General features: G+C 50.1%; 20 protein-coding genes. 14 read left to right on the forward strand and 6 right to left on the reverse strand.

The window, feature by feature from the left end:
• Position 1: 1 nt before the first annotated feature.
• The 3 genes from DDZ15_RS05510 to DDZ15_RS05520 are packed head-to-tail and all read right to left on the reverse strand — an operon-like array spanning position 2 to position 3323.
• Positions 2–1372: a sigma-54-dependent transcriptional regulator gene (locus tag DDZ15_RS05510; RefSeq protein ID WP_109645946.1), complete on the reverse strand. Its 1371-nt coding sequence runs from the start codon at positions 1370–1372 to the stop codon at positions 2–4.
• A gap of 9 nt (positions 1373–1381) precedes the next feature.
• Positions 1382–2839: a D-alanyl-D-alanine carboxypeptidase/D-alanyl-D-alanine endopeptidase gene (dacB, locus tag DDZ15_RS05515; RefSeq protein ID WP_158278627.1), complete on the reverse strand. Its 1458-nt coding sequence runs from the start codon at positions 2837–2839 to the stop codon at positions 1382–1384.
• Between the two features lie 13 nt (positions 2840–2852).
• Positions 2853–3323: a PTS sugar transporter subunit IIA gene (locus DDZ15_RS05520; protein WP_109645950.1), complete on the reverse strand. Its 471-nt coding sequence runs from the start codon at positions 3321–3323 to the stop codon at positions 2853–2855.
• Positions 3324–3463: 140 nt separating this feature from the next.
• Between DDZ15_RS05520 and DDZ15_RS05525 the strand changes: the two genes are divergently transcribed.
• The 10 genes from DDZ15_RS05525 to DDZ15_RS05570 all read left to right on the forward strand — a co-directional run bounded on the left by DDZ15_RS05525 (position 3464) and on the right by DDZ15_RS05570 (position 15020).
• Positions 3464–4126, forward strand: coding sequence for a heme exporter protein CcmB (locus DDZ15_RS05525; protein ID WP_109645951.1), 663 nt, complete (start codon positions 3464–3466; stop codon positions 4124–4126).
• A gap of 19 nt (positions 4127–4145) precedes the next feature.
• Positions 4146–5348: a DNA polymerase III subunit gene (locus DDZ15_RS05530; protein ID WP_109645953.1), complete on the forward strand. Its 1203-nt coding sequence runs from the start codon at positions 4146–4148 to the stop codon at positions 5346–5348.
• 20 nt (positions 5349–5368) lie between these two features.
• Complete coding sequence (dapF, locus tag DDZ15_RS05535) at positions 5369–6196, forward strand: diaminopimelate epimerase (protein WP_109645955.1); 828 nt, start codon at positions 5369–5371, stop codon at positions 6194–6196.
• A gap of 31 nt (positions 6197–6227) precedes the next feature.
• Positions 6228–7526 carry a type IX secretion system plug protein gene (locus DDZ15_RS05540; RefSeq protein WP_109645957.1) on the forward strand — a complete coding sequence of 433 codons (1299 nt, stop codon included), beginning with the start codon at positions 6228–6230 and terminating at the stop codon, positions 7524–7526.
• A 128-nt stretch (positions 7527–7654) separates the two neighbouring features.
• On the forward strand, positions 7655–8887 hold the full coding sequence (locus DDZ15_RS05545; protein WP_109645959.1) for a hypothetical protein: 1233 nt from the start codon (positions 7655–7657) through the stop codon (positions 8885–8887).
• A 29-nt stretch (positions 8888–8916) separates the two neighbouring features.
• Positions 8917–9408: a hypothetical protein gene (locus DDZ15_RS05550; protein WP_109645961.1), complete on the forward strand. Its 492-nt coding sequence runs from the start codon at positions 8917–8919 to the stop codon at positions 9406–9408.
• Positions 9409–9434: 26 nt separating this feature from the next.
• A complete protein-coding gene (locus DDZ15_RS05555) occupies positions 9435–10139 on the forward strand; it encodes an SAM-dependent methyltransferase (RefSeq protein ID WP_109645963.1) in 705 nt (234 codons plus the stop codon).
• Between the two features lie 117 nt (positions 10140–10256).
• Positions 10257–11858, forward strand: a complete 1602-nt coding sequence (locus DDZ15_RS05560) for a sodium:solute symporter (RefSeq protein WP_109645965.1) — start codon at positions 10257–10259, stop codon at positions 11856–11858.
• A gap of 73 nt (positions 11859–11931) precedes the next feature.
• Positions 11932–12804: a carbohydrate kinase family protein gene (locus DDZ15_RS05565; RefSeq protein ID WP_109645967.1), complete on the forward strand. Its 873-nt coding sequence runs from the start codon at positions 11932–11934 to the stop codon at positions 12802–12804.
• A gap of 245 nt (positions 12805–13049) precedes the next feature.
• Entirely contained in the window at positions 13050–15020 is a 1971-nt protein-coding gene (locus DDZ15_RS05570; protein ID WP_109645970.1) for an alpha-amylase family protein, read from the forward strand.
• A gap of 46 nt (positions 15021–15066) precedes the next feature.
• Here the strand turns inward: DDZ15_RS05570 and DDZ15_RS05575 are convergent, their stop codons facing one another.
• The 3 genes from DDZ15_RS05575 to DDZ15_RS05585 form a co-directional block, all read right to left on the reverse strand.
• Positions 15067–16572 (reverse strand): NAD(P)/FAD-dependent oxidoreductase, encoded by a 1506-nt coding sequence (locus tag DDZ15_RS05575; protein WP_158278628.1) that lies wholly within the window; start codon positions 16570–16572, stop codon positions 15067–15069.
• Positions 16573–16675: 103 nt separating this feature from the next.
• On the reverse strand, positions 16676–17608 hold the full coding sequence (locus tag DDZ15_RS05580) for an archaeosine biosynthesis radical SAM protein RaSEA (protein WP_109645974.1): 933 nt from the start codon (positions 17606–17608) through the stop codon (positions 16676–16678).
• A 66-nt stretch (positions 17609–17674) separates the two neighbouring features.
• Positions 17675–19003, reverse strand: a complete 1329-nt coding sequence (locus DDZ15_RS05585) for an asparagine synthase-related protein (protein WP_109645976.1) — start codon at positions 19001–19003, stop codon at positions 17675–17677.
• A gap of 150 nt (positions 19004–19153) precedes the next feature.
• On the opposite strand from DDZ15_RS05585, the gene DDZ15_RS05590 reads away from it, so the two are divergent.
• The 4 genes from DDZ15_RS05590 (at position 19154) to xylA (ending at position 23813) form a co-directional block, all read left to right on the forward strand.
• On the forward strand, positions 19154–20083 hold the full coding sequence (locus tag DDZ15_RS05590) for an aminotransferase class IV (RefSeq protein ID WP_109645978.1): 930 nt from the start codon (positions 19154–19156) through the stop codon (positions 20081–20083).
• The gene (locus DDZ15_RS05595; RefSeq protein ID WP_199222890.1) at positions 20076–20807 is read left to right on the forward strand and encodes a sulfotransferase-like domain-containing protein; all 732 of its coding nucleotides are present in this window, start codon (positions 20076–20078) and stop codon (positions 20805–20807) included. Before DDZ15_RS05590 ends, DDZ15_RS05595 begins: the two co-directional genes overlap by 8 nt.
• A gap of 61 nt (positions 20808–20868) precedes the next feature.
• On the forward strand, positions 20869–22371 hold the full coding sequence (locus tag DDZ15_RS05600) for a xylulokinase (RefSeq protein ID WP_109645982.1): 1503 nt from the start codon (positions 20869–20871) through the stop codon (positions 22369–22371).
• A 122-nt stretch (positions 22372–22493) separates the two neighbouring features.
• Positions 22494–23813, forward strand: a complete 1320-nt coding sequence (gene xylA / locus DDZ15_RS05605; protein ID WP_109645984.1) for a xylose isomerase — start codon at positions 22494–22496, stop codon at positions 23811–23813.
• Positions 23814–24510 lie beyond the last annotated feature (697 nt).

Genomic DNA, 24510 nt, shown 5'->3' on the forward strand with positions numbered 1-24510 from the left:
CTTACCGCTCAATATCATACTTCTTCATCTTGTTGTAGATGTGGCTACGCTGGATGTCAATTGCTTCGGCGGTGGCTGAAACGTTCCAGTCGTACTTTTCCAGCTTTTTGATCAGGAATAGACGTTCGGCATGCTCCTTGTACTCCTGGAAGGATTCGGTATCATCGATAATTTCACCCAGCACTTTTTTGGATGAGGTGCGCCCCACAACCAGGGATTCCACATCCTGGGCAGTGATGGTGTCTTCCGGCGACAGAAGCGCAAGACGCTCCACAGCGTTTTGCAGCTCGCGGATATTTCCTGTCCACGAGAGGCCCTTCATTACCTCAAGTGCTTCATCGGAGAACTCTTTCCCTGAGAATACAATATCTTCTTTCCCGAGACGAGCCAGAAAGGTTTTTGCGAGCAGCGGAATGTCCTCTTTTCGCTTGCGCAGCGGCGGTATCTGAATCGGGATCACGCTGAGGCGATGGTACAGGTCTTCCCTGAACCGGCCGTTTTCGATCTCCTCCTGCAAATTCTTGTTTGTGGCTGATATGATCCGCACATCCACATCTATGGTTTCCGATCCGCCCACCCGTACAATCTGATTCTCCTGCAGGGCGCGCAGCACTTTGGCCTGTGCATCCTGACTCATGTCGCCAATTTCATCCAGAAACAGCGTACCTCCGTCAGCCTGCTCGAATTTACCGATCCGGCGTTCCGAGGCACCGGTAAAGGCGCCTTTTTCGTGGCCAAACAGCTCGCTTTCCAATAGCTCGGACGGGATGGCCGCGCAGTTAACGTCAACAAACTTTTTGGATGACCGCTTGCTCAGGTTGTGAATCGATCGTGCAACCAATTCCTTGCCCGTACCGTTTTCGCCGGTGATCAGCACCCGGCTGCTGCTCGCGGCAATCTTGCCGATCGTTTTTCTGATTCTGTCCATAACCGGACTGTTGCCGATAATATCTTTTGCACCGTGCAGCTCCGCTCTCATCTGGCGGTTCTCCCTGATAAGCTCGCTGCTCTGCAGTGCGTTTCGAACCGTAATCAGAAGCCGGTTCAGGTCCGGTGGTTTTTCTACAAAATCGAACGCCCCTTTCTTCGCTGCATCCACCGCTATCTGTATGGTGCCGTGCCCGGATATCATGATCACAGGTAATTCCGGAATCCTCTCCTTAATCCTCTCGAGCACTTCGATTCCGTCCATTCCCTTCATTTTGATGTCGAGGATCACCAGGTCGATCTGCTCGTTTCCGATCAGGCTAAGGGCTTCTTCACCGTTTTCGGCCTCCAGAACACTGTATTTCTCGAACTCCAGAATATCCCGCAGAATATTCCGGATGCTCTTTTCATCGTCTGTGATCAATATGTGAGGCTGTCGGGACATGTATTTAATTTAATATCCGTTATAAAGGTACTCCAGGATCCGCTCATGCACCCAATCAACGTGGGAGGTGCGGGCCGTATAGTTATTGGTAACGATTGTAACCGTCAGCCATTTTCCGGATTCAGTTTGCAGGTATCCGCTCAGTGACCGCACGCCCGATGAAAAACCGGTCTTACCGATAAAATTTTCACGAAGTGATCCGTTCCGGAATCGATGGCCGAGCGTACCATTTACACCTCCGATGCTGAGTGATTCATATAGATAGCTGAACCAGGGTTCTTTTTGGATGGTAACCAGGTAGCGGTTGAGGTCGGATGCCTTGAGAAGCGTGGACGGAGCCATTCCGGAGGCATCCCGAAGCATTACGGACAAGGTGTCAAATCCGGTGGAGTGCATAAATTCCTTGATCACATTCAGCCCAAGCTCCGTACTTCCCTGCGCATCGTACTCTTCCACCGCAAGCACTTTGGTCAGCATCTCAGTAAAAAAATTGTCGCTCTCTTGGTTCAGCCATTCAACCATTCTGAAAAGCGGTTCGGATGTGTGGGTGTCGATCAGCTCCAGGTTGTCATCACTCCATGAGTAGTAGTCACTATCGGTAAGAAGCTGTCCGCTGAAACGGATACCGGACTGCTCCAGATAGCGGGAAAACGTATCAATAAAGTAGAGGGATGGCGCCATCACCGAGAGCGGTTCGGTTTCATAATAACCCTGAGGCAGTGTGCTTCGCAGCACAATGGTATTTGTTCCCAGAATTCTTCTGTAGGATTCGTTGTAGCCGGCAGATGGCGGTGTGATAACCTGCTCGTTTATGAACTCCACATAGGGAGTGTTAAAAGGAAACCACTGTATCTGCGGTGTACTGCCTGCCTCACCCTCGGCAACAACCTCCAGGTTTACAACATTGGAATTGAATGAAAGCGCGTTGATTTCGGGTGCATAGTAATAGGAAAGGTCATCCCACTCCCAGCCCCGCGGATAGGGAATGTCGTCAAAAAGTCCATCCCAGGCGATGATATTGCCGTCAATCTCTCTGATCCCCATCGATGCGAGCACCCTGAACCACTTTTCGAACAGGAAAAGGGGATCTTCATAAAAATCTCCGTTGATGGACGGGTCGCCGCTGCCCCGAATGATCAGATCGCCGCGCCATCGGTCGCCTACCTGCTCACCGCGGCCATAGAGACGGGTTTTGAACCGGTAGTCGGTACCGAGCTTCTCCAGAAAGGCACCGGAACTTACCAGCTTCAGATTTGAGGCAGGACGAACCAGCTTCCCGCCATTCAGGTCTTCAAGCAGCGCACCACTGCTGTCTCTCACCTGTACAACCCAAAACGCATCCGAGGCCTGGCTGCGATCGATGGCATACCGGATCTGGGAAGACAACTGCGCATAGGCAGCTGCTTGCAGAAACAAAAGGAGAAAAATTGCCAGGTAAAAACCCGGCAGCAAGAATCTGGCGTTCATAAATGACCGGGCTTCAGTTACCGAAATAGCGTTCCTCCTCGGCATGGAACGCTTTGAAAATTTCATCTGCCGTTTCACAGTCCGACAGTGCTTCCCGGAAGGCGGAACTGTTCATCAGCCTTGAAATTCTGCTGAGAAGCTTAATATGGGTACTGTTTTTAGATTCGGGTCCCGCAAGCAAAAAAACCATTTTCACCGGCTCTCCGTCAATCGAATCGTAGTCTATTGGATCTTTCAGAATGGCAAAACTGGCGTAGTTCTTTTCTATTGATTTTACCTTACCGTGTGGTATAGCAAGATTTTTTCCCACCCCGGTCGACATAATCTCTTCGCGCTCAAAAACGGAATCCCGAATTTCTTCAAGCTGCTCTTTTGTAACATCATCCGAAAGGGCATCAACCATCTCATTCAACAACTCCTTCTTGTTTTTAACCTTCAGTCCTGCCAGAATTGTGGAGTTGTCGAGAAGTGAATAGATATTCATAAAAAAAGGAGATCAAACGCTTTATTTAGGTAAGCTAGAATATAGGGAGCTAATCCCATATTCTTCAAAAAGAATGTGACCGGCCGGCCGACAGCTCCGTGGTTTTTTTAGTATCTTTTTTCGATAATCAAACCCGATACATGATAAGGTCGTCCATCGCAATATTTAAGAAAGAAGTTCGGCAGGAACTGCGCACGAAATATGCCATGAATACTCTTCTGGCATTTACAGGTGCTTCCCTGCTGCTGGTGCTTTTTACGCTGAGTGCACAGCTTCTGAACCCCACTCCCAAAAGCGGGCTGGTATGGATAATCATTCTTTTTGCTGCCATGACTGGTATGGCGCGCACATTTGTCCACGAAACCGAGAAAAAGACATGGGATCTGCTTCAGCTGCATGCAGATCCTTCCGACGTCTACACCGGTAAATTGCTTTATAATTTTGTTTTCCTGCTGGTTCTGCTGATTCTTACGTTTTTCTTCTATCTGATCATGATGGATATGCACATTATCCATTGGGGATACTTACTGGCTGCAGTCGTATTCGGCGCTGCGGGGCTCTCTTCGGTTACCACCATGGTGTCGGCCATGATTGCCAAGGCCGACAGAAAGGGAGCCGTTTTCTCTGTTCTGTGTATTCCGCTTCTGGTGCCTTTACTGCTTATTTTGACCCAGACAACAAAAATGGCGCTAATTGATGGAGATGACGGCTCAGGACTGAATGATGTAGCTGCGCTAACCGGTTATTGCGGAGCCACCATTGCGGCAGGCGTACTTCTGTTCGACTACATCTGGGAAGATTAAAAAAACGTTCACGGTATAGATGATAGACAGCAACAAGAATATTGAATTTGGAGACAGGCGCCTGGTTGGCCAGCTCAATGCGCGTAGCCAGGTTGAGAAGATGTTCCGCTCGGGCCGTCTTAGCCACGCGTATCTGCTGTCGGGCCCTGAAGGATCAGGAAAAACGGCTTTTGCGTTGGCCATGGCTGAAATTGTGAACGGTATTGATCACCTCACCGATTTAAAAGGAACGGCCATCTCCAAAAAATCCAGCTGGTACACGCATCCCGATATCCATCTGTTCATACCGCTGCCTGCTACACTCGGCGGCTCTGAACTGCAGGCGCGGCTCGATCTGCTATCAAAAGACCCATACGAGATAGTCGACTTTTCAGTACGGCCCGCGCTCACCGATTCCGGGACATCCAAAAACAGGCGTGCATTTTATTCCATCGACTACTACCACAGCGAAATCAGGCCTAAAACGGTTTATAAACCAAATGAAGGGCGGCGCACGGTGGTGATACTTACGGGTATCGATACCATGCGAAAAGAGTCGGCCAATGCTTTTTTGAAACTGCTGGAGGAGCCATCCGATAACGTTCTTTTCATTCTCACCGCATCAAAAACCGATCAGCTTCTTCCCACAATCCTCTCGCGATGTCAGCATATTCGGCTGAATCCTCTTACGGAAGACGAGATACGGGAGGGACTGCAGCGTTTCGACGGCAAAAACCCTGAAGAAGCGGAATTTCTGGCCCGGTTGTCAGACGGCAACTATGCTCTTACCCGGCACTTTGATGTAGAAACCCTGCGGCAAACGCGCAGTGAAGTGATCGACTATCTGAGGTACTCATACACTCAGGATGTGCCAAAGCTGTTATCCATGATCAAGGAGTGGAGCAGAAGCCTGAACCGGGAAAACCAGATAGCGCTTTGCAATACGCTTGAACACTTTTTGAGGGACATCCTGATTTACCGTGAAACTGCCGACAGCTCTCTGATAAGCAATATCGACCGGCTGGATGTGATTGAGAAGTTCTGCAAGAGCATGCAGGATGCGCTGCTGATCGATATGATTGAGCATCTAAACACACTTAAGGCCCTTTTGTACCAAAATGTGCAGTTAAAATATATATTTACTGCACTCTCACTTCGATATTCCTACCTGATGCGCGGCAGGCAGCCTGTGATTTCAAAAGATGAAAACTGGAAACACATGCCCGCAATCGGTGAAATGTAACCGTAACGGAACGGATCGCAATGAAACAGCCAACCATACCATTTACAAAGATGCAGGGTGCCGGCAATGATTTTGTTCTGCTGGATAACCGGAATCTGAAGCTGACCGAAGAGTACCTGACGGATCTGGCCCCTGCTATCTGCAACAGGAAATTCGGTATTGGCAGCGATGGCTTGATATCACTTACCTATGATGATACCCAGAAGGCGGACCTCGTGATGCAGTATAAAAATCCGGACGGAAGCGACGCGGGCATGTGCGGAAACGGTGCGCGCTGTTTTGCCGCCTTCGCGGTTACCCTGGGTTCACCAAAACGATTTACGTTCCGGGTTCACGACAACATATACAAAGCAAGCGTGAAGAAATCTGGTGTGAAGATTTCATTTCCTCTCCATACAACCGTTGACCCCCTCAGCGTTGACGGCTATTCGGCCTTCAGTGTCTATACCAATACGGAACATATTGTGTGCCCCGTGGCTCCTGAACATCTTGAGGAGGAGGCGGTTTTGATCTCGGAAGGGCGCTATCTCCGGAATCATGAAAAATTCATGCCGGAAGGGACCAACGTAAATTTCATTTCCGGAATCAATGCTGAAAACCTTTGTCTTCAGACGTACGAACGCGGTGTGGAAAATCTTACACTTGCCTGCGGTACAGGAGCCATTGCCTCAGCCCTTGCCTGGCACAATCTGCAGCAAGCGGGGAGCGGTACATTCACGTACAAGGTGAAAGTTCGGGGAGGCAGCCTGTCTGTACATTTTTCATATGACGCTGAACAGAACAGCTATGAAAAAATTCGTCTTGAAGGTCCGGCTGAATTTGTGTTTGAAGGAAACTACTATCTATAATACTTTTAGATAATTTCATTAAATCATTGGTTTGAAGTTAGTTAATATTCTTTCATTACCATTACTTCTTTTACCTCTTCTATACGGATGCGCTTATCTGGAATCAGCTGAAGGCACCAGGGAGAGCCGTACCGGAGGTGATGCGGCGTCGGCCTTTAGCCCGCCCGGGCAGTTTACTTCAGGGAGTCCCCTGCTCTACTCCGACCTCTCGCCTTCCGGACAACCGGGCGCAGCTCCGGTGCTCACTATATCTGCCGATGAAACGCTTACCCTGTTTTTTGAAACAGAAGGTATTGAGTCCGCCCAATATACACTGCGCTTTTCACACCACAATCCGGACTGGTCATCATCCTCTCTTCCGCCTGAATTTTATCTGGACGGCCTGCCCGAGGTCTACCTGAGCAGAGGGGAGCTGAACCGGAACAGTCCCTTTCGATACCGTCAGTACTCGTACACGTTCCCGAACAGGGACATCCGGTTTCGGCTGAGCGGAAACTATATGCTGCGTATTTCCAATTCACAGACGGGCAATCTGTTGTTCACGCTGCCGTTTTTCGTGAGTGAAAATGAAGGCAGCCTGCGTGCATCCGTTGAAAGGATTCTCAAGGCAGGCACGGAAAGGCGAATTCAGCACAGGCCGGTAGCCCGGTACGTCTCACCGGAATTTGTTGAAATGCCACAGTTCGACCTGTCTGTGTTCTATGCTCAAAATCAGTTCTGGGGACGAATGAAAGAGGCGCTCGAAACCGATTTCTCCGGTACTGCCGAATCCGGGTTTGAATTAAGGCAGGGAGATGGATTTAACGGCAATTTTGCGGCAGCATCTGTCGATATTCGAACCCTTTCACAGCTTGAACCTGACATAGACAACATCAGTCCCGCAGAGGTTCCTGTAGAACTGCTGATCGATGAGGACATTGATAACCTTTACTCAGATTCCGGTGTTGATTTCACAAATATCCTTCCAGGCGCCCTTCGTACCACGGATTCGGAGTATACCGATGCAGAGTTTCGTTTTGATCCCGGTACAGAAATTAAGGCTGGCGAGTCGGTTTACTTGACGGGCGACTTCAACAACTGGCAGATCGAAGAAAAGCTGAAACTGAGTGATGCGTCCGCCCCGGGATTCCAGAGCGTAACAGTTCGCATAAAGCAGGGGCATTACAGGTACAAGTATATTCTGTACGACGGGGAGAGGTTCGATCTGAACCCATTTGAGAGTGCCTTTGCAAATCAGCGGCAGGAATATCACGCATTTGTCTATTTCAGGGATCCTGAAACGCAATCATACAGGCTTCTGAATGTATTGAGAGTCAGAGGTCCGGGTTAACTGAGGGGTATGTATACTGCACGGAATGATTTTCACAGCATCTACATATTATTTTGTTAGCTTGCGTAGTTATACTCTTTTTTTTTGAACAGATACAGGTCACAATTTATCCCTGAACAAACAACTGAATGCGACTACTGAAGTTTTTTACCATTTTTGCAGTAACTGCACTTGCCATTTTTGCCCTGATTTTCGGATTAAACTGGAAATCCTTTCAAATTTTTATGGAGAACAGGGATGCTATGGCGGAAGGAAGTGAATGGGTTGAAAAGACCTACTCACTTCAGGGTCTTACCGAGTTTATTGAGGAGAATCCGCAGTATGTGTCCGTGGCAAGTATTGTGGTTGACAGTCCCGACTCAACCATCTTGATTGCTGAAAATACACCCCACGTGATGGGCACCGCATCCAACATACTGATACTGCTCGCTTATGCCATGGAAATAGAAAACGGCACTATCCGGGCCGGTCAGCGGATAGAGTGGAGTGACGTTTCACGCTATCAGCTTCCGGATGTGGATGAAGCTGTTCATACCAATGCAGGCAATATAGCCCGTGACCGCGGTTGGCTGGCTGACGGTTCCATCACCCTTCAGAATGCACTGAGCCTGCTGGCACAATACAATGACCTGGCCCTTTCCGACTACCTGCTCACTAACCTTCGGGATGATATCTGGGCGGATGTACGTACACGATTCGAACTGGAACACAGCGATATGCCCCTGCCCTTTTCAGGACTCTATCTGGCCATCGCGCCTTCCATTCAGGGCATATCCGCAGAAGAGATCATTGAAAAGTGGCAGAACCGGCCTGAAACCGATTTTCGCAGGCATGTGATCAGTTTGTCATCCCTTTTTACAGAGAATGAGGACGACCGGCAGGAATTTATGGAGACGCTGACAGATGAACGGCTTGGAAATACCTTTATCGAAGAGCGAAATAGTATCAACCTGTTTCCAAAAACAACCGCTGCTGAAATGGCGCAGCTGCTCTATCGTATTATAACAGAATCCCGTCAGGGCAATCCTGTATCCCTTCGCGTAAAAACATGGCTCAACTGGCCTCTGGAACAGCAACGTGAAATTCGGCGTGATTTTACGGATTACGGTGCACTTTTCGACAACAGGCTCGGTGTTCTGAATGGCATTGATTTCGGAACGTCGACCTACACCGATGACACAACCGTACAAGCTGTTTTTTTTGATAATCTTCCCGTTGCGTTCTGGTTTCACATGTCGAGCAACTACATGCATCAGGACTTCCAGCAGCGCATGATTTTTGATCCTGCCATGATCGACCGCATGAAGGAGGTTGCATTGATTGTGTCAACAGCTGAAACGGACACCACGGGTACCCTCTGAAAAGCTTATCCCTCAAAACTTCATCAGACATGACAAAATACCACTCCATCTACCTGATCTGGCTTCTGCCTCTGTACTTTTTGTTTCAGTTTGGCTACCAGGTTGCTACATACCAGGGTATCAGCAATACCTATTCCAACGGGGACAGTTACCTAGCAAATGTTGTTGAATTTGATGTAAAACAGATTGCAGCCCAGACAAATGGATACGTTATCCTGAAATTTTCTACCGATGGCGGAAAGACCATAGAACAGAAACTGACGCTGCCCGTCCAGATGGCACAGGCCATTATGGAATCGGAAGTTATTCCAATCCGGTATCTTGAAGATAGTTTTAAGCCGATCGTTATGCTGCCCACCTACGAGCTCCAGAAAAGCGTGATCAAGGTTAATTTTGGGGTCATGGGCATCGGGCTGATCATTACCGTCATTCTCTCCTTTTTTGCATCCCGTTATGCGGCTTCAAAAATAAAATACGGTGATCGTGAAATTGAGATTGAACGAGTTGACAGTGAAGAATAGAAACCTGCCTTGAAACAGAACCTATTATGGGGAAACTTTACCTGATACCCACACCGCTCGGAAAAAGAAAAGAGAATACGGTTTTACCCGGGCACACGATCGATATAACCCGGAAATTAGAGTGTTTTATTGTCGAGAAACCACAAACGGCCCAAAGTTTTCTCAGGTGGATTAACCATCCGGTTCCCGACTATAAACTCAAGATGAGGGTGCTCAACAAGAAAACCCCCGGGCAGGAGGTGTACAGCTTCCTGAAACTGATTAAAGAGCAGGATACGGGTCTGATGTCGGAGGCAGGCGCACCCGGCGTGGCCGATCCCGGTGCATCGCTGGTTCAGCTTGCTCACGATAACGGACTGCAGGTGGTGCCTCTGGTCGGCCCCTCCTCTATTCTGCTGGCCCTGATGGCATCCGGGTTGAACGGCCAGAACTTTGCTTTTCACGGATATCTGTCACTTAACGATTCGGAGCGGAAAAAAGAGATTGCACACCTTGAGGCTGAGTCATCCAAACTGAACCGTACACAGATTGTAATGGAGACGCCTCACCGCAACGAGGTGCTCTACGACCTTCTGGTCGAAAGACTGCGTCCGGGTACCCGACTTTGCATCGCCTGCAACCTTACCCAGTCCGATGAATGGATCCGCACCCAAACGGTGCACAAATGGAGTTCATCGCCAAAACCGGACCTTCAGAAAAAACCTGCCCTGTTTTTAATCCACAGCGGGTAACAGAGAAAGAGCCGCTCTTCGGTTTTTCAGGTATAAAATTTTTCCTTTTATTGTTTGAGTTCAGCCTTCACGGCAGAACATACATCGCTATCCGGCTGCTAACCAACCGAATATCTTATGCCTGATTTTTCCCTGCATCTCATTGACCTGATTGTCATTGCTGTGTACATCGTTGTTATTCTCTGGATCGGTTTCTGGGTATCCAAAAACACCGACGATACTGAAGACTACTTTCTTGCGGGCCGTTCACTCACCTGGTCGCTGATAGGTTTTTCACTGCTTGCCTCAAACATGTCGTCAACAAGCCTTATCGGTATGGCGGGCAGCGCGTTTGGCACAGGCATATCGGTGTTCAATTATGAGTGGATGGCGGCTATTGTGCTCGTATTTTTTACGATTTTCCTTCTCCCGCTGCTTCTGAAAAGCGGTGTATTTACCATGCCTGAATTTCTTGAGCGACGATACGACAGCCGGTCGCGCTACTACTTCTCGGGATGGACCATTGTCGGAAATATTTTTATCGATACGGCAGGTGCGCTGTATGCCGGTGCACTGGTTATTTCACTTCTCTATCCGGAAGTACCCTTTGCACTTTCTGTGGCTATTCTGGCTGTTCTGGCGGGTGCATACACCATTCTGGGAGGACTCAAGGCGGTGGTCTACACCGATACCATTCAGGCCGTTCTTTTGCTGTTTGGCGCGGTTTTGATCTCGGCACTGGCTTTCAGCAAGATCGGTTCCTGGGAAACGGTTACCTCAAGTGTCAGCCCGGACATGCTGAGCCTCATTCAGCCTGCAGACGACCCGTTTCTACCGTGGCCGGGCCTGCTCTTTGGCGTTCCGCTGCTCGGATTCTATTTCTGGTGTACCAATCAGTTTATGGTACAGCGCGTACTGGGTGCAAAGAATCTGGACCACGGACGATGGGGTGCCCTTTTTGCCGGTTTTCTGAAGCTGCCGATTCTTTTTATCATGGTTATGCCCGGTATCTTTGCACTTTTACTCTATCCGGAGCTGCCCTCCATGGAGGGATTTACGCCTGACCTGATTTTTCCCGTATTGCTGTTTGATCTGCTGCCGATCGGCCTTCGAGGACTGATACTAGTGGCTCTTATCGCGGCTATCATGTCCTCAATCGACTCCACGCTGAACTCAGCCTCTACACTGGTCACCATGGACTTTGCCAAACCGCTGAAACCGGAGTGGAATGAAAAGCAGCTGCTGATGGCGGGACGAGTCACCACGTTTACCTTTATGATCATTGCAGCCGCCTGGGCACCGATGATCACCAACTTCCCCTCTCTTTGGGAGTACCTGCAGTCGATCCTGGCCTATCAGAGTCCGCCCTTTGTCGCTGCTTTCCTTGTGGGGATATTCTGGGCAGGAGCAAACCGAAAAGCGGCGTTTTGGGGGCTTGTGGGAGGGCATGTTCTTTCAGCCGGCCTCTTTGTTGCAAACATGGTGCTCGGCGTGACGGATATCCATTTTCTCTACGTGGCGCCTATCCTGTTTGTGGCGAGTGTATTTTTGATTGTAGCCATATCATTTTTGACTAAGACCCGACAGGATCGAGAGGACATCCAGGATTTTCTATGGACCAAAAAGTCATACGATCTGGAAACGCAGGAACTTGCAGAAAAGCCATGGTACAAGAACTACCGCATTCAGTCTTTGATCATACTGTCGATTACGGCACTGATTCTGTACTGGTTCTGGTAAAGGCTGCAGCTGACTGGTGTGGCAGCCCCGCACCGGATTCATCAATCATGATTTATTGACCCGTTATTAACATATGCCAACAATCTTCAGTTTTGGTGAGCTTCTTTGGGATATTTTTCCGGATTATAAAAAGCCGGGCGGCTCTCCCGCGAATCTGGCCTATCATCTTCACGTTCTTAAGAACAGATCCCGTTTAATAAGCCGGATCGGAGACGACGAGTATGGTAAAGAACTGCAGCATTTTATCCGGAAAAAAGGACTTAGTGCGGATTATATTCAGACAGACGTCAAGCACCCAACAGGATTGGTTACCGTTCAGTTCGACGACAATGAACCATCTTACACGATTCATGAACCGGCAGCCTGGGATTTTATTGAATTCACCCAGAAGCTTGGAAAAGAGATATCTGATGCGGATGCCCTCTGTTTTGCCTCCCTTTCACAGAGAAACCGGGCCTCTGCCTCTACCCTGAACCGACTTCTGGATTCTGTTCACCCGGAGTGCCTCACCGTTTTTGATTTGAACCTCAGGCCCCCGTTTATTGATCGCAAACGGATAATGAACAGCATTGAACGGTCCAAAGTCATCAAGTTCAACATGGATGAGCTGAATCAGGTCTCAGGCTGGTTTAAAACCGATCAATTTCCCGAATATCTCCTTCGTAAGGATCCTGAGAAGGTGATTCTGCTGACACTGGGCGGCGACGGCAGTGCCATGTACACCCGGGATGGTTACTTCAAACAAGAGGCTTTTCCGATCACCGATGACGGTGATTTTGTGGGCGTCGGGGATGCCTTCCTGGCCTGTATCACGCATCTGCTGCTGAAAAAAGAAGACCCGAAACAGGTGCTCCTCAAGGCCAATCGCTACGCCGCCAGTGTGGCCTCACAGCAAGGCGGCATGCCCGACATCCCCAAATCGGTTCTTGATGATATTTCAGGGTAGTTTTAATGTGGTTCTCGCAGAGTTGCGCAGATTGCCCGCTGATTTCCGCAGATGGGTAGGTTCGTCGCTTCGATATTGTTGAAACTTTATATACATCTGCGAAACTCAGCGAAATCTGCGAGAACCTCAATTATTCTGATCCAATTTCAGGGGTTACTGATTTGATGATTATTCATTCACTTTTATCGTAACCATCTTTTTCCCTACATTGAATCCGCTTTTTTCAAACTTTCTGTAGCTGTCTTATGTACCAGCCCAAAACCATCCCGGAGATCCCGCTTCCCGATGATATTGACAGACGGGAGCAACTTACGCGGGAGCGCATTTTTCCGAGACTCACCAAAAGCGAGGCCGGCGGCGGCAAAAAGGCTGAGATTTTTTACGAGAGGCTTGAAACGGAATTTCCGCGACTCTTCAGAACCCTCTACCACCTCTACGGCAACCGCTACGACTTTTATTATCACCTGGAAGACCTGCTGCACCGTATGGCCGGCATCTACAGCGAGCGCAGCCCGGAGCTCAGAGCTCGCGATCTGAATAAGGAGAAGAATCCGGATTGGTACAAGTCAGAGAAGATGGTTGGCGGGATTTGCTATGTGGACCTGTATGCGGGAGACCTCAAAAAACTCAAGAAAAAGATCCCCTACTTCAAGGAGCTTGGGCTGACATACATGCACCTGATGCCGTTCTTTCGCTGTCCTGAAGGGGAAAGCGACGGAGGATATGCGGTAAGCAGCTATCGCCATGTGAGGAAAGACCTTGGCACGATGGATGATCTTGAAGAGCTTGCGACGGCATTTCATGAGCATGGCATCAATCTTGTGGTCGACTTTATCAACAATCATACCTCCGACCGGTTCAAATGGGCGGAAGAAGCACGCAGAGGCGATCCGGATTACATGGAGCACTACTATATGTTTCCGGACCGGACACTGCCGGATCAGTACGACCAAACCCTCCGCGCCATTTTTCCGGAGGTTCGTCATGGCAACTTTACAAGGGTTGATGAGATCGACCGCTGGGTATGGACCACCTTTCACAGCTATCAGTGGGACCTGAACTACCGGAATCCTGCCGTCTTCAACGCCATTGCGGAGGAACTTCTCGTTTTGGCCAATCGCGGAGTGGACGTGCTCAGAATGGACGCTGTGGCTTTCACCTGGAAAAAAATGGGGACGGACTGCGAAAACCTTCCGGAGGCTCATTATATCCTTCAGGCACTCAATGCGGTGGCATCCGTTGTATGTCCGGGATTGTTGCTGAAATCGGAAGCAATTGTTCATCCCGACGAGGTGAACCGCTACATCGGTTCCGTTGAATGTCAGCTGTCATACAATCCCCTGCTCATGGCCCTCAGCTGGGAAAGCCTGGCCACCCGCGAAACCAAGCTGCTGGCCCACTCCATGAAACACCGTTTCCAGATCGATGAAAACTGTTCATGGGTTAACTATGTGCGGTGTCACGACGATATCGGCTGGACTTTTTCGGATGAGGATGCCGCTGAACTTGGGATACACGGCAATGACCATCGTTCATTCCTGAACCGGTTCTACTCAGGGCGTTTTCCGGGCAGTTTTGCACGCGGCGTCCCTTTTCAGCACAATCCTGAGAACGATGATATGCGAATATGCGGCAGCGCCGCATCTCTGACCGGCCTTGAAAAAGGCCTTGAAGACAACAGCTCAAATGACATTGATCTGAGCATAAAGCGCATTGAAATGATGTACGGCGTGGCCTACAGCATTGGCGGCATTCCCCTGCTCTACCTGGGTGATGAGTGGGGTGTATTGAATGACTACAGCTACCTGGAAACGCCCGGTAAAGTGCACGACAGCCGATGGGCGCACCGTCCGGATCTCAGAAAAGGCGCTAAATCGGACCTTGTGGTCAATGATGTTGCAAAACGGCTCACTGCCTGGTTCAAGAAAATGGGTGCTATCCGTTCATCGGAACCGGTTATGGGCAATACAATCACTCGCTTCCCCGACCAGCCGGATCCCCACCTGTTTACCTTCCTGCGGGGACAGGGTGCCGAAAAACTGCTGGTCATTGCCAACTTCAGCGAGTTTGAGAGGAAGCTTCATAACGACTGGATTACCGATCAGCTACATGCCGTTTCCTATCGCAACCTGTTAAACGGCGAGCATAGATCGGTTCATAATGAGCTTCATGTCGACCCCTATCAGATCCTCTGGCTGAAGCCGGTTTCGGGTTAGATGGGTGCTTTATTAACCGTTTCCAAACCGGGCGGCTGCCGGGTTTCTATGAGAGCGTCACAGCCGTATGCCGGTACATATTATATTTTTCAGGGTCCATCAAACCGGCACGATTAAAGGGTTCGATCCGGGTTCGAATTCTTTCAATCAGCCCGGCCGATTTTTTGTCATTAATAGGGCCTGAACCCAGCATCAGAAGCTCACCGTGCGTATCGGACACCATTTCATACAGGTCCGGAATATCAGGACAGAGAAATGCATGATCCCTGTTACCGGATAAATACCGCTGTTCCCACGTGATTACGGCAGCAAAATAGAGCATAACGGATGCTGTGAAGAGATCAAAACGAAAGCGTGAAATGTAGCAGGATGAAACCAGCATATCCATGAACGACAGCTCTTTACCCACTGTCTCTTCATACTTATTCAAATCAGGCACAGAAAGTTTCCCGTTATCCAGCTGCTCCAGGATCGGCAGCAGTCTCCGGATGCCGGAGAGCGTAAACGAAATTCCGGTGCTGTGGAGAGGATCCACAAACCCGGCCGTGTGCGGAAGGGCTGTCCATCCATTACCAAACACTCTACCCAGCTTTCGCTGCAGCCGGCCGGTTTGAATGATTCTGCCTGGCCGTGCAGCAATGTTTGAATTGCGAAATATTTGCTTCAGTGAAGGGTATCTATTACAAAGGCGCTGCCACTGGGCCTCTGCCGGTTTTTTTGGGTTTTCAGATCCCATGTTATCTGCAATGAGAAATCCTGCACTCAGCAGCTCGTTATTAAACCGCAGCATCCACATCCACCCCTCTTCCGTGAACTGGTGAAGCGCGGAATGATCCGGGTTGTACGGATAATCATCAGTGTAGAAACTATTTTCATTCAGATAATCCAGCCATCGCCCGGCGCCGGTATAGTGCGAATAGACCGCGCGCGAATTTGTATAGAAACCATCGGAAGATGAGTGAACACCCAGGAAGCGCTCTGCGAAGACTGGCGAACCCGTTGCATCCAGAATCCATGAAGCCGACATCTGCAACGGCTCATCATCCCGCTGAGCCTGCACCTGCCAGGCGTCTTTGCTTCGGTTAAGCTTCTCAATTTGAGTCCCCTCGAACAGATCGGCACCCAGATCCGCGGCATAACCTGAAAGCAGCTGATCCACATCACTCCGCAGCCAGTTGGTATCCGAGTTTTTATCATCCGTACTGGCTGCCACCAGGAGCTCCCGGCTGTGGTCGCGGCTGCTCTGAAACGGCTGCCCCGGTTCATGAAAATAGTAACTGAAACCCCGTTTTAGTCCGCAGACCACTTCGGGAACGTGCTTTTGCCAGCTTCCGTACCGGGAAAGCTTTTTAAGCAGCGGCAAATCATAGGATTCCGCCAGGTCGCGCAAAATCATATCGGCAGCCGGCGTGGAGGATTCACCTATGGCAAACCTTGGGTGACGATCTTTTTCGACTATCGCCACCGAAAAGCCACGCTGCACCAGGCACATGGCTGTTATAGAGCCGCCGAAGCCGGAACCGATGATGATGAAATCGTAGGTGTTATTCATTTGCATAGCAGGTTCTCGCAGATGTTCGCAGAGTCATGCGCAGATTTCCGCTGATTTTCTGCGTGACTCTGCGATAAATTCAGCATTAATCTGCGAGAAACTATCAGCATCTGCATTCAACCAATGGAAATTTCTTTTGACCCAAATTCATGGCTTCCAATCTCTTTTTCCGCTCTTCAAAACACTCGCTGCAGTCCGAGAACTTCTCCAGGTCCCACAGATCCGCAAACACCCGGCCCTTCTTCATCTGAAGGGCACGGTCAAACACCTCCTCCAGTGCAGATAGCCTGGGAGGAACATACTCTCCCCGCACCCGCAGCTCCTCCATGATTCCGTTTCCGTCACGCGTCGGGATCACCGAAACAGCTGAGGCCCCGCAGTCGAACGCAAATTCAACGGTTTTCAGGCACCATTCAATGTTTTCCCGTTCATCGGTTAAAAACGGTGGATTCAGCAGCACAAACGCCCTCACGTCCATACCGTTTTCTACCAGATATTCAGATGCCCGCCTGTAGTTCTCGCGCGTAATCTGCTTATTGAGACCGGGCATCACCACCGGATGGATGCTTTCCAGCCCCATTGCAATTTCAAATGAGCCATTCAGCATGTCGCGGAATTCAGGGATGAAATCACCGATCAGTTTAGGATGATTTTCCACGATTATATGATCATAATCGCTCAATAGGTCAGCTATTTCCCGATAATCATCCCGCGGTATCGCCTTGCCGTCAAAAAAATTTCCGCTGTTGTAAAGTTTTACGACATCAGCATCCGGCAATTTCTTCTGAGCAAAACGGATCTGTTCGGGTATGGCACCCCCGGGTGTGGGCTCATCGAGCGTATGCCGCCAGAGATCGCACATTGTGCATTTGAACGGACACTCCCTGTTTGTCAGAAAAATGGTATTGACGCTGCTCAAACATCCATCCGACTGTACCTCCTCTTCATGCAGCCAGAGATAGGGCCGGTACGGATCCATGGCCTCCTTTTCGGGCCTGTAATCCTGTATGCTTTTGTTGCTTATCTGATACTTCAAACGGGACGGAAGCTTTAAAACAAATTACGAAATTACCGGTCGGGTGAACCTGCCTTTTATTGCTAATTATTTGTACAGGCCATGAAAATACTGTCGATATTCCGATTCATTCTCGGGAAAAACTTTTTTGAACTCTTTGATATCCACTACACCGTGCTGCATTCTCCGTTTCGGAAATACCGGCATATCGAGACCGGTAACGGCCTTAACGCCACGCTGAACCACATCCCCTTTGAGCGCATACAGTTCCTCATGTTTCCAGTCGGTAAGCTGTATGAACGGTATACCCTCGGATATCTCAATCACGTTGGGCAATGTATAGGGACTGAATCCCTTGAATCCGTACCTTGAGGATGTTGCATAGACGCGAACATGACCGCGGCTTTGTCCGCCTGAATAGGTGAGCGAATGCTTGATCTTGTCGACGCCCCACCCTTCATGGTAGAGCAGCGGGTTGTTCAGTACGCTGCGAATGGTAAGCTCGGGATTGTCCTCAATCGGGTAAGATTTGAGATTCTCATCCCCTCCGTCACCGTCTGCCAGGTACACCCAATCCGGATACCGCTCGCGCACCTTTCTGCATAGCGTGAGTGCCATCGTGGCCGCTTCCACGTCGCGTGCCTTGTAATCTTCAATCACGCGGATAGTCTCTTTGTAATCCAGGTCGGAAAGTTCAGCCTCAAAAACCTCCAGAAACATGCTCAACCCCAACGAATCAAGGAATTCATGGGCCTGCCTGGCATCCGGGCCGTTGTTCACTGAGAGCGTAAAGGCTTTGAGACGCGATGGCGACTCGCCCCGCTTCAGAAGCAGATTGTAGAGTGTCAGAAATACCGAACCGCTGTCAATTCCACCCGAAAACAGAACACCGATCGGTTCATTCTTCGGAATGGAGTCCAGCCATTTTTCACACTCCCTCTCCATAGCTCCAACATAGGCTTCTCCGATCATATCCAGATCCGCGTTCAGTTTATTCCGCTCGGGTGTGAAATACCGTTTGTGTACCGGGTTGGGGTCGGGACAGCCCACAACATCAAGCCGGGTCACGTAGTGAGCAGGCGCCATGCGGGTGTAATCGGGCCGGAACTGGTCTTCAAGTCCCAGTTCTTTCATGTATTCGTGGATATCATCAATACGGTCTGCAACAATAAGCAACGGTCCCGCTGTCTGTTTGGCCATAAAGTAGCGCATGGGTCTTCCAATAGAACGTGCCATGTAGACCTGTTCGTCCTGCTTTGTTACAATGGCAAAATTCCCCTCTATCTTTCTCACCTTTTCAGGGTCGCCGGACGCAACCAGGGCCTCCGCCTCCTCTTGCGACATGTTAAATATCTGGTTCTGATCCGGGTCGATCAGATTTACAAAATCATTGAGTTTCTGTACTACCTTTGGCATAGCTAAAAATCTTGTTTCTGATATCAGTTTTGAAGCGAAATATAATAGTTCTGCATACAGCTTTTTTCAAATTCTACGGAAATTCTGATCAAATGCCGGTCAACTCTTATATTCGACTTAAATCAATAGTTATTCACACATAAATCGTTCATGAGCCACGGAACACATAATGCAGTCCACGATCCCAGAAACGACAATATCCGGATCTATATAAACGGTGAACTGTTTCCACGCGATGAAGCCAGAATATCGGTGTTTGACAGCGGTTACCTGGTCGGGGACGGCGTTTGGGAAGCGCTCAGGCTGCATGATGGTGTACTTGTTTTCCTGGATGATCATCTCGACCGGCTCTGGCAGGGTGCTGCGGCCATCGGGATGGATATCGGCATGACCCGCGAGGAACTCACCCAAAAAATATGGCAGACGTTAGACGCTAACGAAATGCACGACCATGTTCACGTGAGAATCATGCTGACGCGCGGAATCAAAAAGACGCCAAGTCAGGATCCCAGGCTCACGGTATCGGGGCCGAACCTGGTTATTATTCCTGAGTATAAAAAAGCGAGTCCCGAAACCGCCTCAAAAGGCATCAGGCTTTTTACCAGCACCATAAGGCGGGGATCACCCGATTACCTGGATCCGCGGCTGAACTGTCACAGCAAGCTGCACGAGGTGCAGGCTCTTATACAGGCACAGGAAGCCGGGGCCGACGAGGCTCTGATGCTCGATATCCACGGTTTTGTGTCGACCTGCAACGCCACCAATTTTTTCATGGTAAAACATGGCGAGGTCTGGACCTCCACGGGACAATACTGCATGAACGGCATCACCCGCGGCAAGGTGATTGAGGTATGCCATGAAAATGGAATCCCCTGTTTGGAAAGAAATTTCTCCCTTTTTGACGTATATGGAGCGGATGAAGCATTTGTGACCGGAAGTTTCGGAGGTCTGACGCCGGTAACGCACGTAGACGGGAGAACAATCTCTGACACGGTACCCGGTGAGATGACCCGCAGGCTCCGGAAGCTGTACAAAGAGTCCATCGCCCGTGAAATTCAAAAATCAAACGCCGGTGGATAACACAATGCGCATCAGCCTCTGGAGCGGGCCGCGAAACATTTCCACCGCTCTCATGTACTCCTTTGCCCAGCGAAGTGATACCACTGTTGTGGATGAACCGCTCTATGCCCACTATCTCACAACGACCGACGCACATACGTACCATCCGGGCGCAGAGGAGGTGATTGCCTCGCAGGAACCGGACGGCGAAAAGGTCGTAAAACAGATTCTTTTCGGCGCATACGAAACTCCGGTGGTCTTTTTCAAAAATATGACGCACCACCTGGCCGGGCTGGATTGGGAGTTTTTAAAAAAAACGAAAAACCTGATCCTGACCCGAGATCCGGCAGACATGCTTCCCTCCTACACCAAACAGGTGGAAAAACCCACTATGAGGGATGTTGGATATGAGATGCACCTGGAGCTGATCCGGTTTCTGAAGAAAAATAGTCAGCCGTTCCATATCATCGATTCCAAAGCCGTGCTGATGAATCCGGAGAGTGAGCTCACCGCCGTGTGTGACTTCCTGGGGATTCCCTTCGAAAGGGGAATGCTGAGCTGGCGTGCGGGTCCCCGCCCGGAGGATGGAGTTTGGGCAAAATACTGGTACCACAACGTTCACAAATCGATCGGTTTCCAGCCCTATCAGCCCAGGGAGGAAGAGATACCATTGGAGCTGAAACCTTTATACATTGAATGCAGACGGGCCTATGAAAAGATTCTGAGTCATGCCCTTAATCAATGAAGATTGCAGGGACACCGGTTCCGGCCCGGGCCTGATGAACCGATAACCCAAATTTACCTTGATGGCCGAAAGAGAGCTTTTACTGGGATGCGATATCGGAAGCTCCTCCGTGAAGACGACCCTTCTGGATGCGGCTACAGGCAAAGCTGTGGCTGCGGGGAGTTCACCGCATGAGGAGATGCCCATTTCATCGCCTCAAAAAGGCCGGGCTGAACAGGACCCCGGCATGTGGTGGGAAAACCTGGTAGCGGCTGTGCAAGAAGCAATGCGTCAAGCAGATGCCTCACCAAAGGAGGTCCGGGCCATAGGCATAGCCTACCAAATGCACGGGCTGGTACTGGTGGATAAGAAACAGAACGTACTCCGGCCGGCCATCATTTGGTGCGACAGCCGTGCAGCCTCTGTCGGCGATACCGCATTCCATGAGATCGGGGAGGCCTATTGCCTGGAGCACTACCTCAACTCACCGGGTAACTTTACCGCTTCCAGGCTGAAATGGGTGATGGAACATGAGCCGGAAACGTTTAAAAAAGCAGATAGCATGCTTCTCCCGGGGGATTACATTGCGATGAGAATGACCGGAGAGACCGCTACCACGCTGACAGGGCTGTCGGAAGGCGTGCTATGGGATTTTCGCGAAAAACAGCCTGCAGATCTTCTTTTGTCCTACTACGGGATACCTGAGAAGCTGCTGGCAACAGCACATCCCTCCTTTGATTTGCATGGCAAACTGACGGGAAAAGCCGCAAAAGAGCTGGGACTGAAAAAACGAACTCCGGTTACCTACAAGGCGGGTGATCAGCCTAATAATGCGTTCTCGCTCAATGTACTGAACCCCGGTGAAGCAGCTGCAACGGCCGGAACCTCGGGCGTGATCTATGCGGTGACCGACAGGCCCGCTTTTGATCCAAAATCGCGCGTGAACACGTTTATGCACGTTAATAACCGGGAGCAATCACCCAGAAACGGTGTACTGCTATGCGTAAACGGCACAGGAATTCTGAACAGCTGGCTAAAAAAGATACTGACAAACGAAAGTGCTTTCGATTACAACGACATGAACAGGTTGGCCATGGTGGCGGTGCCCGGCTCCGGCGGACTCACCATTCTACCCTTTGGCAACGGGGCCGAGCGCATTCTTGAAAACCGGGAGATCGGTGCACAGCTCCTTGACCTGGACCTGAATCGACATGGCCGTGCAGACCTCTGCAGGGCAGTTCAGGAAGGAATTGTTTTTGCCTTGCGGTACGGTTTTGATATCATGCGCGACATGGGCATTGAGCCGAAATGGGTTCGGGCCGGGCGGGCCAATATGTTTCAGAGTCCGCTGTTCCGGGAACTTTTTGCGGACAATACCGGAGCAGTTCTGGAGCTCTACCGAACGGACGGGTCAGAGGGAGCCGCCAGGGGTGCGGGAATCGGTGCCGGCATTTTCAGGGATGAACAGGACGCTTTTATCGGACTCGAGAAACTGGAGGTAATTGAGCCCGATAAAGAACGGGTGAAGGTGTATGACGAACTCTACCAGAACTGGCTGACCGGGCTGAGCCGCTTTTTACCGTAAAGTATCCTTCACAGACAAGCACTTACAGCCGGATGAATCTGCCCCGGGTTCTGATGCCCGATGGATTTCAGAAATGGTGCGCAGAAACAGATCTTTAACAGAAAAACACAGGACTCTTTGCTATGCCACAAGCGAACGAATATTTCCCCACCGTCAAAAAAATCGAATACGAAGGGCCCGATAGCGACAACCCTCTCGCGTTCACCCATTATGATGAGAGCCGCACGGTTGCGGGCAAAACCATGAAAGAGCATTTCCGGTTTGCGGTAGCCTACTGGCACTCGTTCTGCAACGAAAACAGTGATCCGTTTGGAGCGGGTACCCGCTCGTTTCCATGGGTCAAATCATCTGACCCGATGGCCAATGCCACCTACCGGCTCGAAGCCGCTTTTGAGTTTTTCACCAAGCTCGGTGTGCCTTATTACTGCTTTCATGACCGGGATCTTGCACCCGAGGGGCAAACCACAGGTGAATCTGAGAAAAACCTTGTGGAACTCGTGGAGCTTGCAAAGAAGTATCAAAACGAAACAGGGGTAAATCTTCTCTGGGGTACGGCCAACCTGTTTACGCATCCCCGGTACATGAACGGTGCGGCAACCAATCCCGATTTCAATGTGGTTTGCCATGCGGCCGCCCAGGTAAAGGCAGCTCTTGACGCCACTGTGGAGCTTGGCGGTGAAAACTACGTGTTCTGGGGCGGACGAGAAGGCTATATGACCCTGCTCAATACCGACATGAAGCGGGAACTGGATCACCTGGGGGCTTTTTTGCGTTCTGCACGCGACTACGGCCGGAGTATCGGTTTTAAGGGAAATTTTCTGATTGAACCCAAGCCGATGGAGCCCACCAAGCACCAATACGATTTTGATGCTGCTACGGTTATCGGCTTTCTGCGGGAACAAGACCTGCTGGATGACTTTAAGCTGAATATTGAGGCCAATCACGCCACCCTCGCCAAACATACATTTGCCCATGATGTGATGCTTGCGGCGCAGTACGGCCTGCTGGGCAGCATCGATGCCAACCGGGGCGACAATCAGAACGGATGGGATACCGACTACTTCCCCACCAACCTGTATGATGCGGTTCACGTGATGATGATCCTGCTGGAGCATGGCGGCATCGCGCCAGGCGGACTCAATTTTGACGCCAAGATCCGCCGCAACTCCACCGATCCCGAGGATCTTTTTTACGCCCACATCGGCGGCATGGATACCTTTGCACGGGCGCTTCTGATTGCGGATGATATTTTGCAGAATTCGGAATACAAATCACTGCGTAACGGCCGTTACCGCTCCTTTGATTCCGGCGAAGGCAAAGAGTTTGCCTCAGGCAATCTCTCACTCGAAGAGCTTCGTGCCCTGGCCATTGAAAACGGTGAACCGGAGATGATCAGCGGGAAACAGGAATATCTGGAGAATTTGGTGAACCGGTACATCTAACAGAAATCAGTATGTCAGTGGTTACTGTGTGTCAGGTGTGAGACGCGAGACGAGTTCAAGGTTCAGTCTACTACGCTATCTACTACGCTGAAGCTAAGTAGATCAGGAAAGCTTCGTAGACCAAGGGGGTACAGGAAGAAAATATTTAAGTATTATCGTATTAACGTGTTGAAGTGCTGCAAAGAATACACTTGCTCGGTTCATCGGTTTTTCTGTTCATCTGTTCATCTGTTTCTACATTCCATGTTCCGGAGGAACATCCGGTCGGTAGCCCAACGGGCGCCGAGGGCCAAACCTCCGGGCTGGATGTTAGGAAAACCGCGGTGTGAATACCGGAGGTTGTTATCAATTCCCGGAATTGGATTTTGGAATCTGTGCAATCCCTTGCATGTTTTAACCAAATACCCCTCGAACTGCCTGTGGACGTTGATTAAAATCGCGTCTCGGGGTTTATTTTACGGGCCACAGGCAACCCCGCGCTGACGCACGGGGCTATTGAGATTTAACGCCTACGGCGTTGGGGAGAGATCAGGTTCAGGGTTCAAGGTTCAAGGTTCAGGGTTCACGGTATGTAGATGCCTGAATATGGTTGACGTTTTTAGTTAACATATAACATTTTGGTCGAAGTTAACTTCGACCAAATGTTGACGCGATAATCAGGGTGTAACCCCTGATTGAGCTCTTTGACAAATTGATC

The sequence above is a fragment of the Rhodohalobacter mucosus genome, assembly GCF_003150675.1.
GTDB classification, from domain to species: Bacteria; Bacteroidota; Rhodothermia; order Balneolales; family Balneolaceae; genus Rhodohalobacter; species Rhodohalobacter mucosus.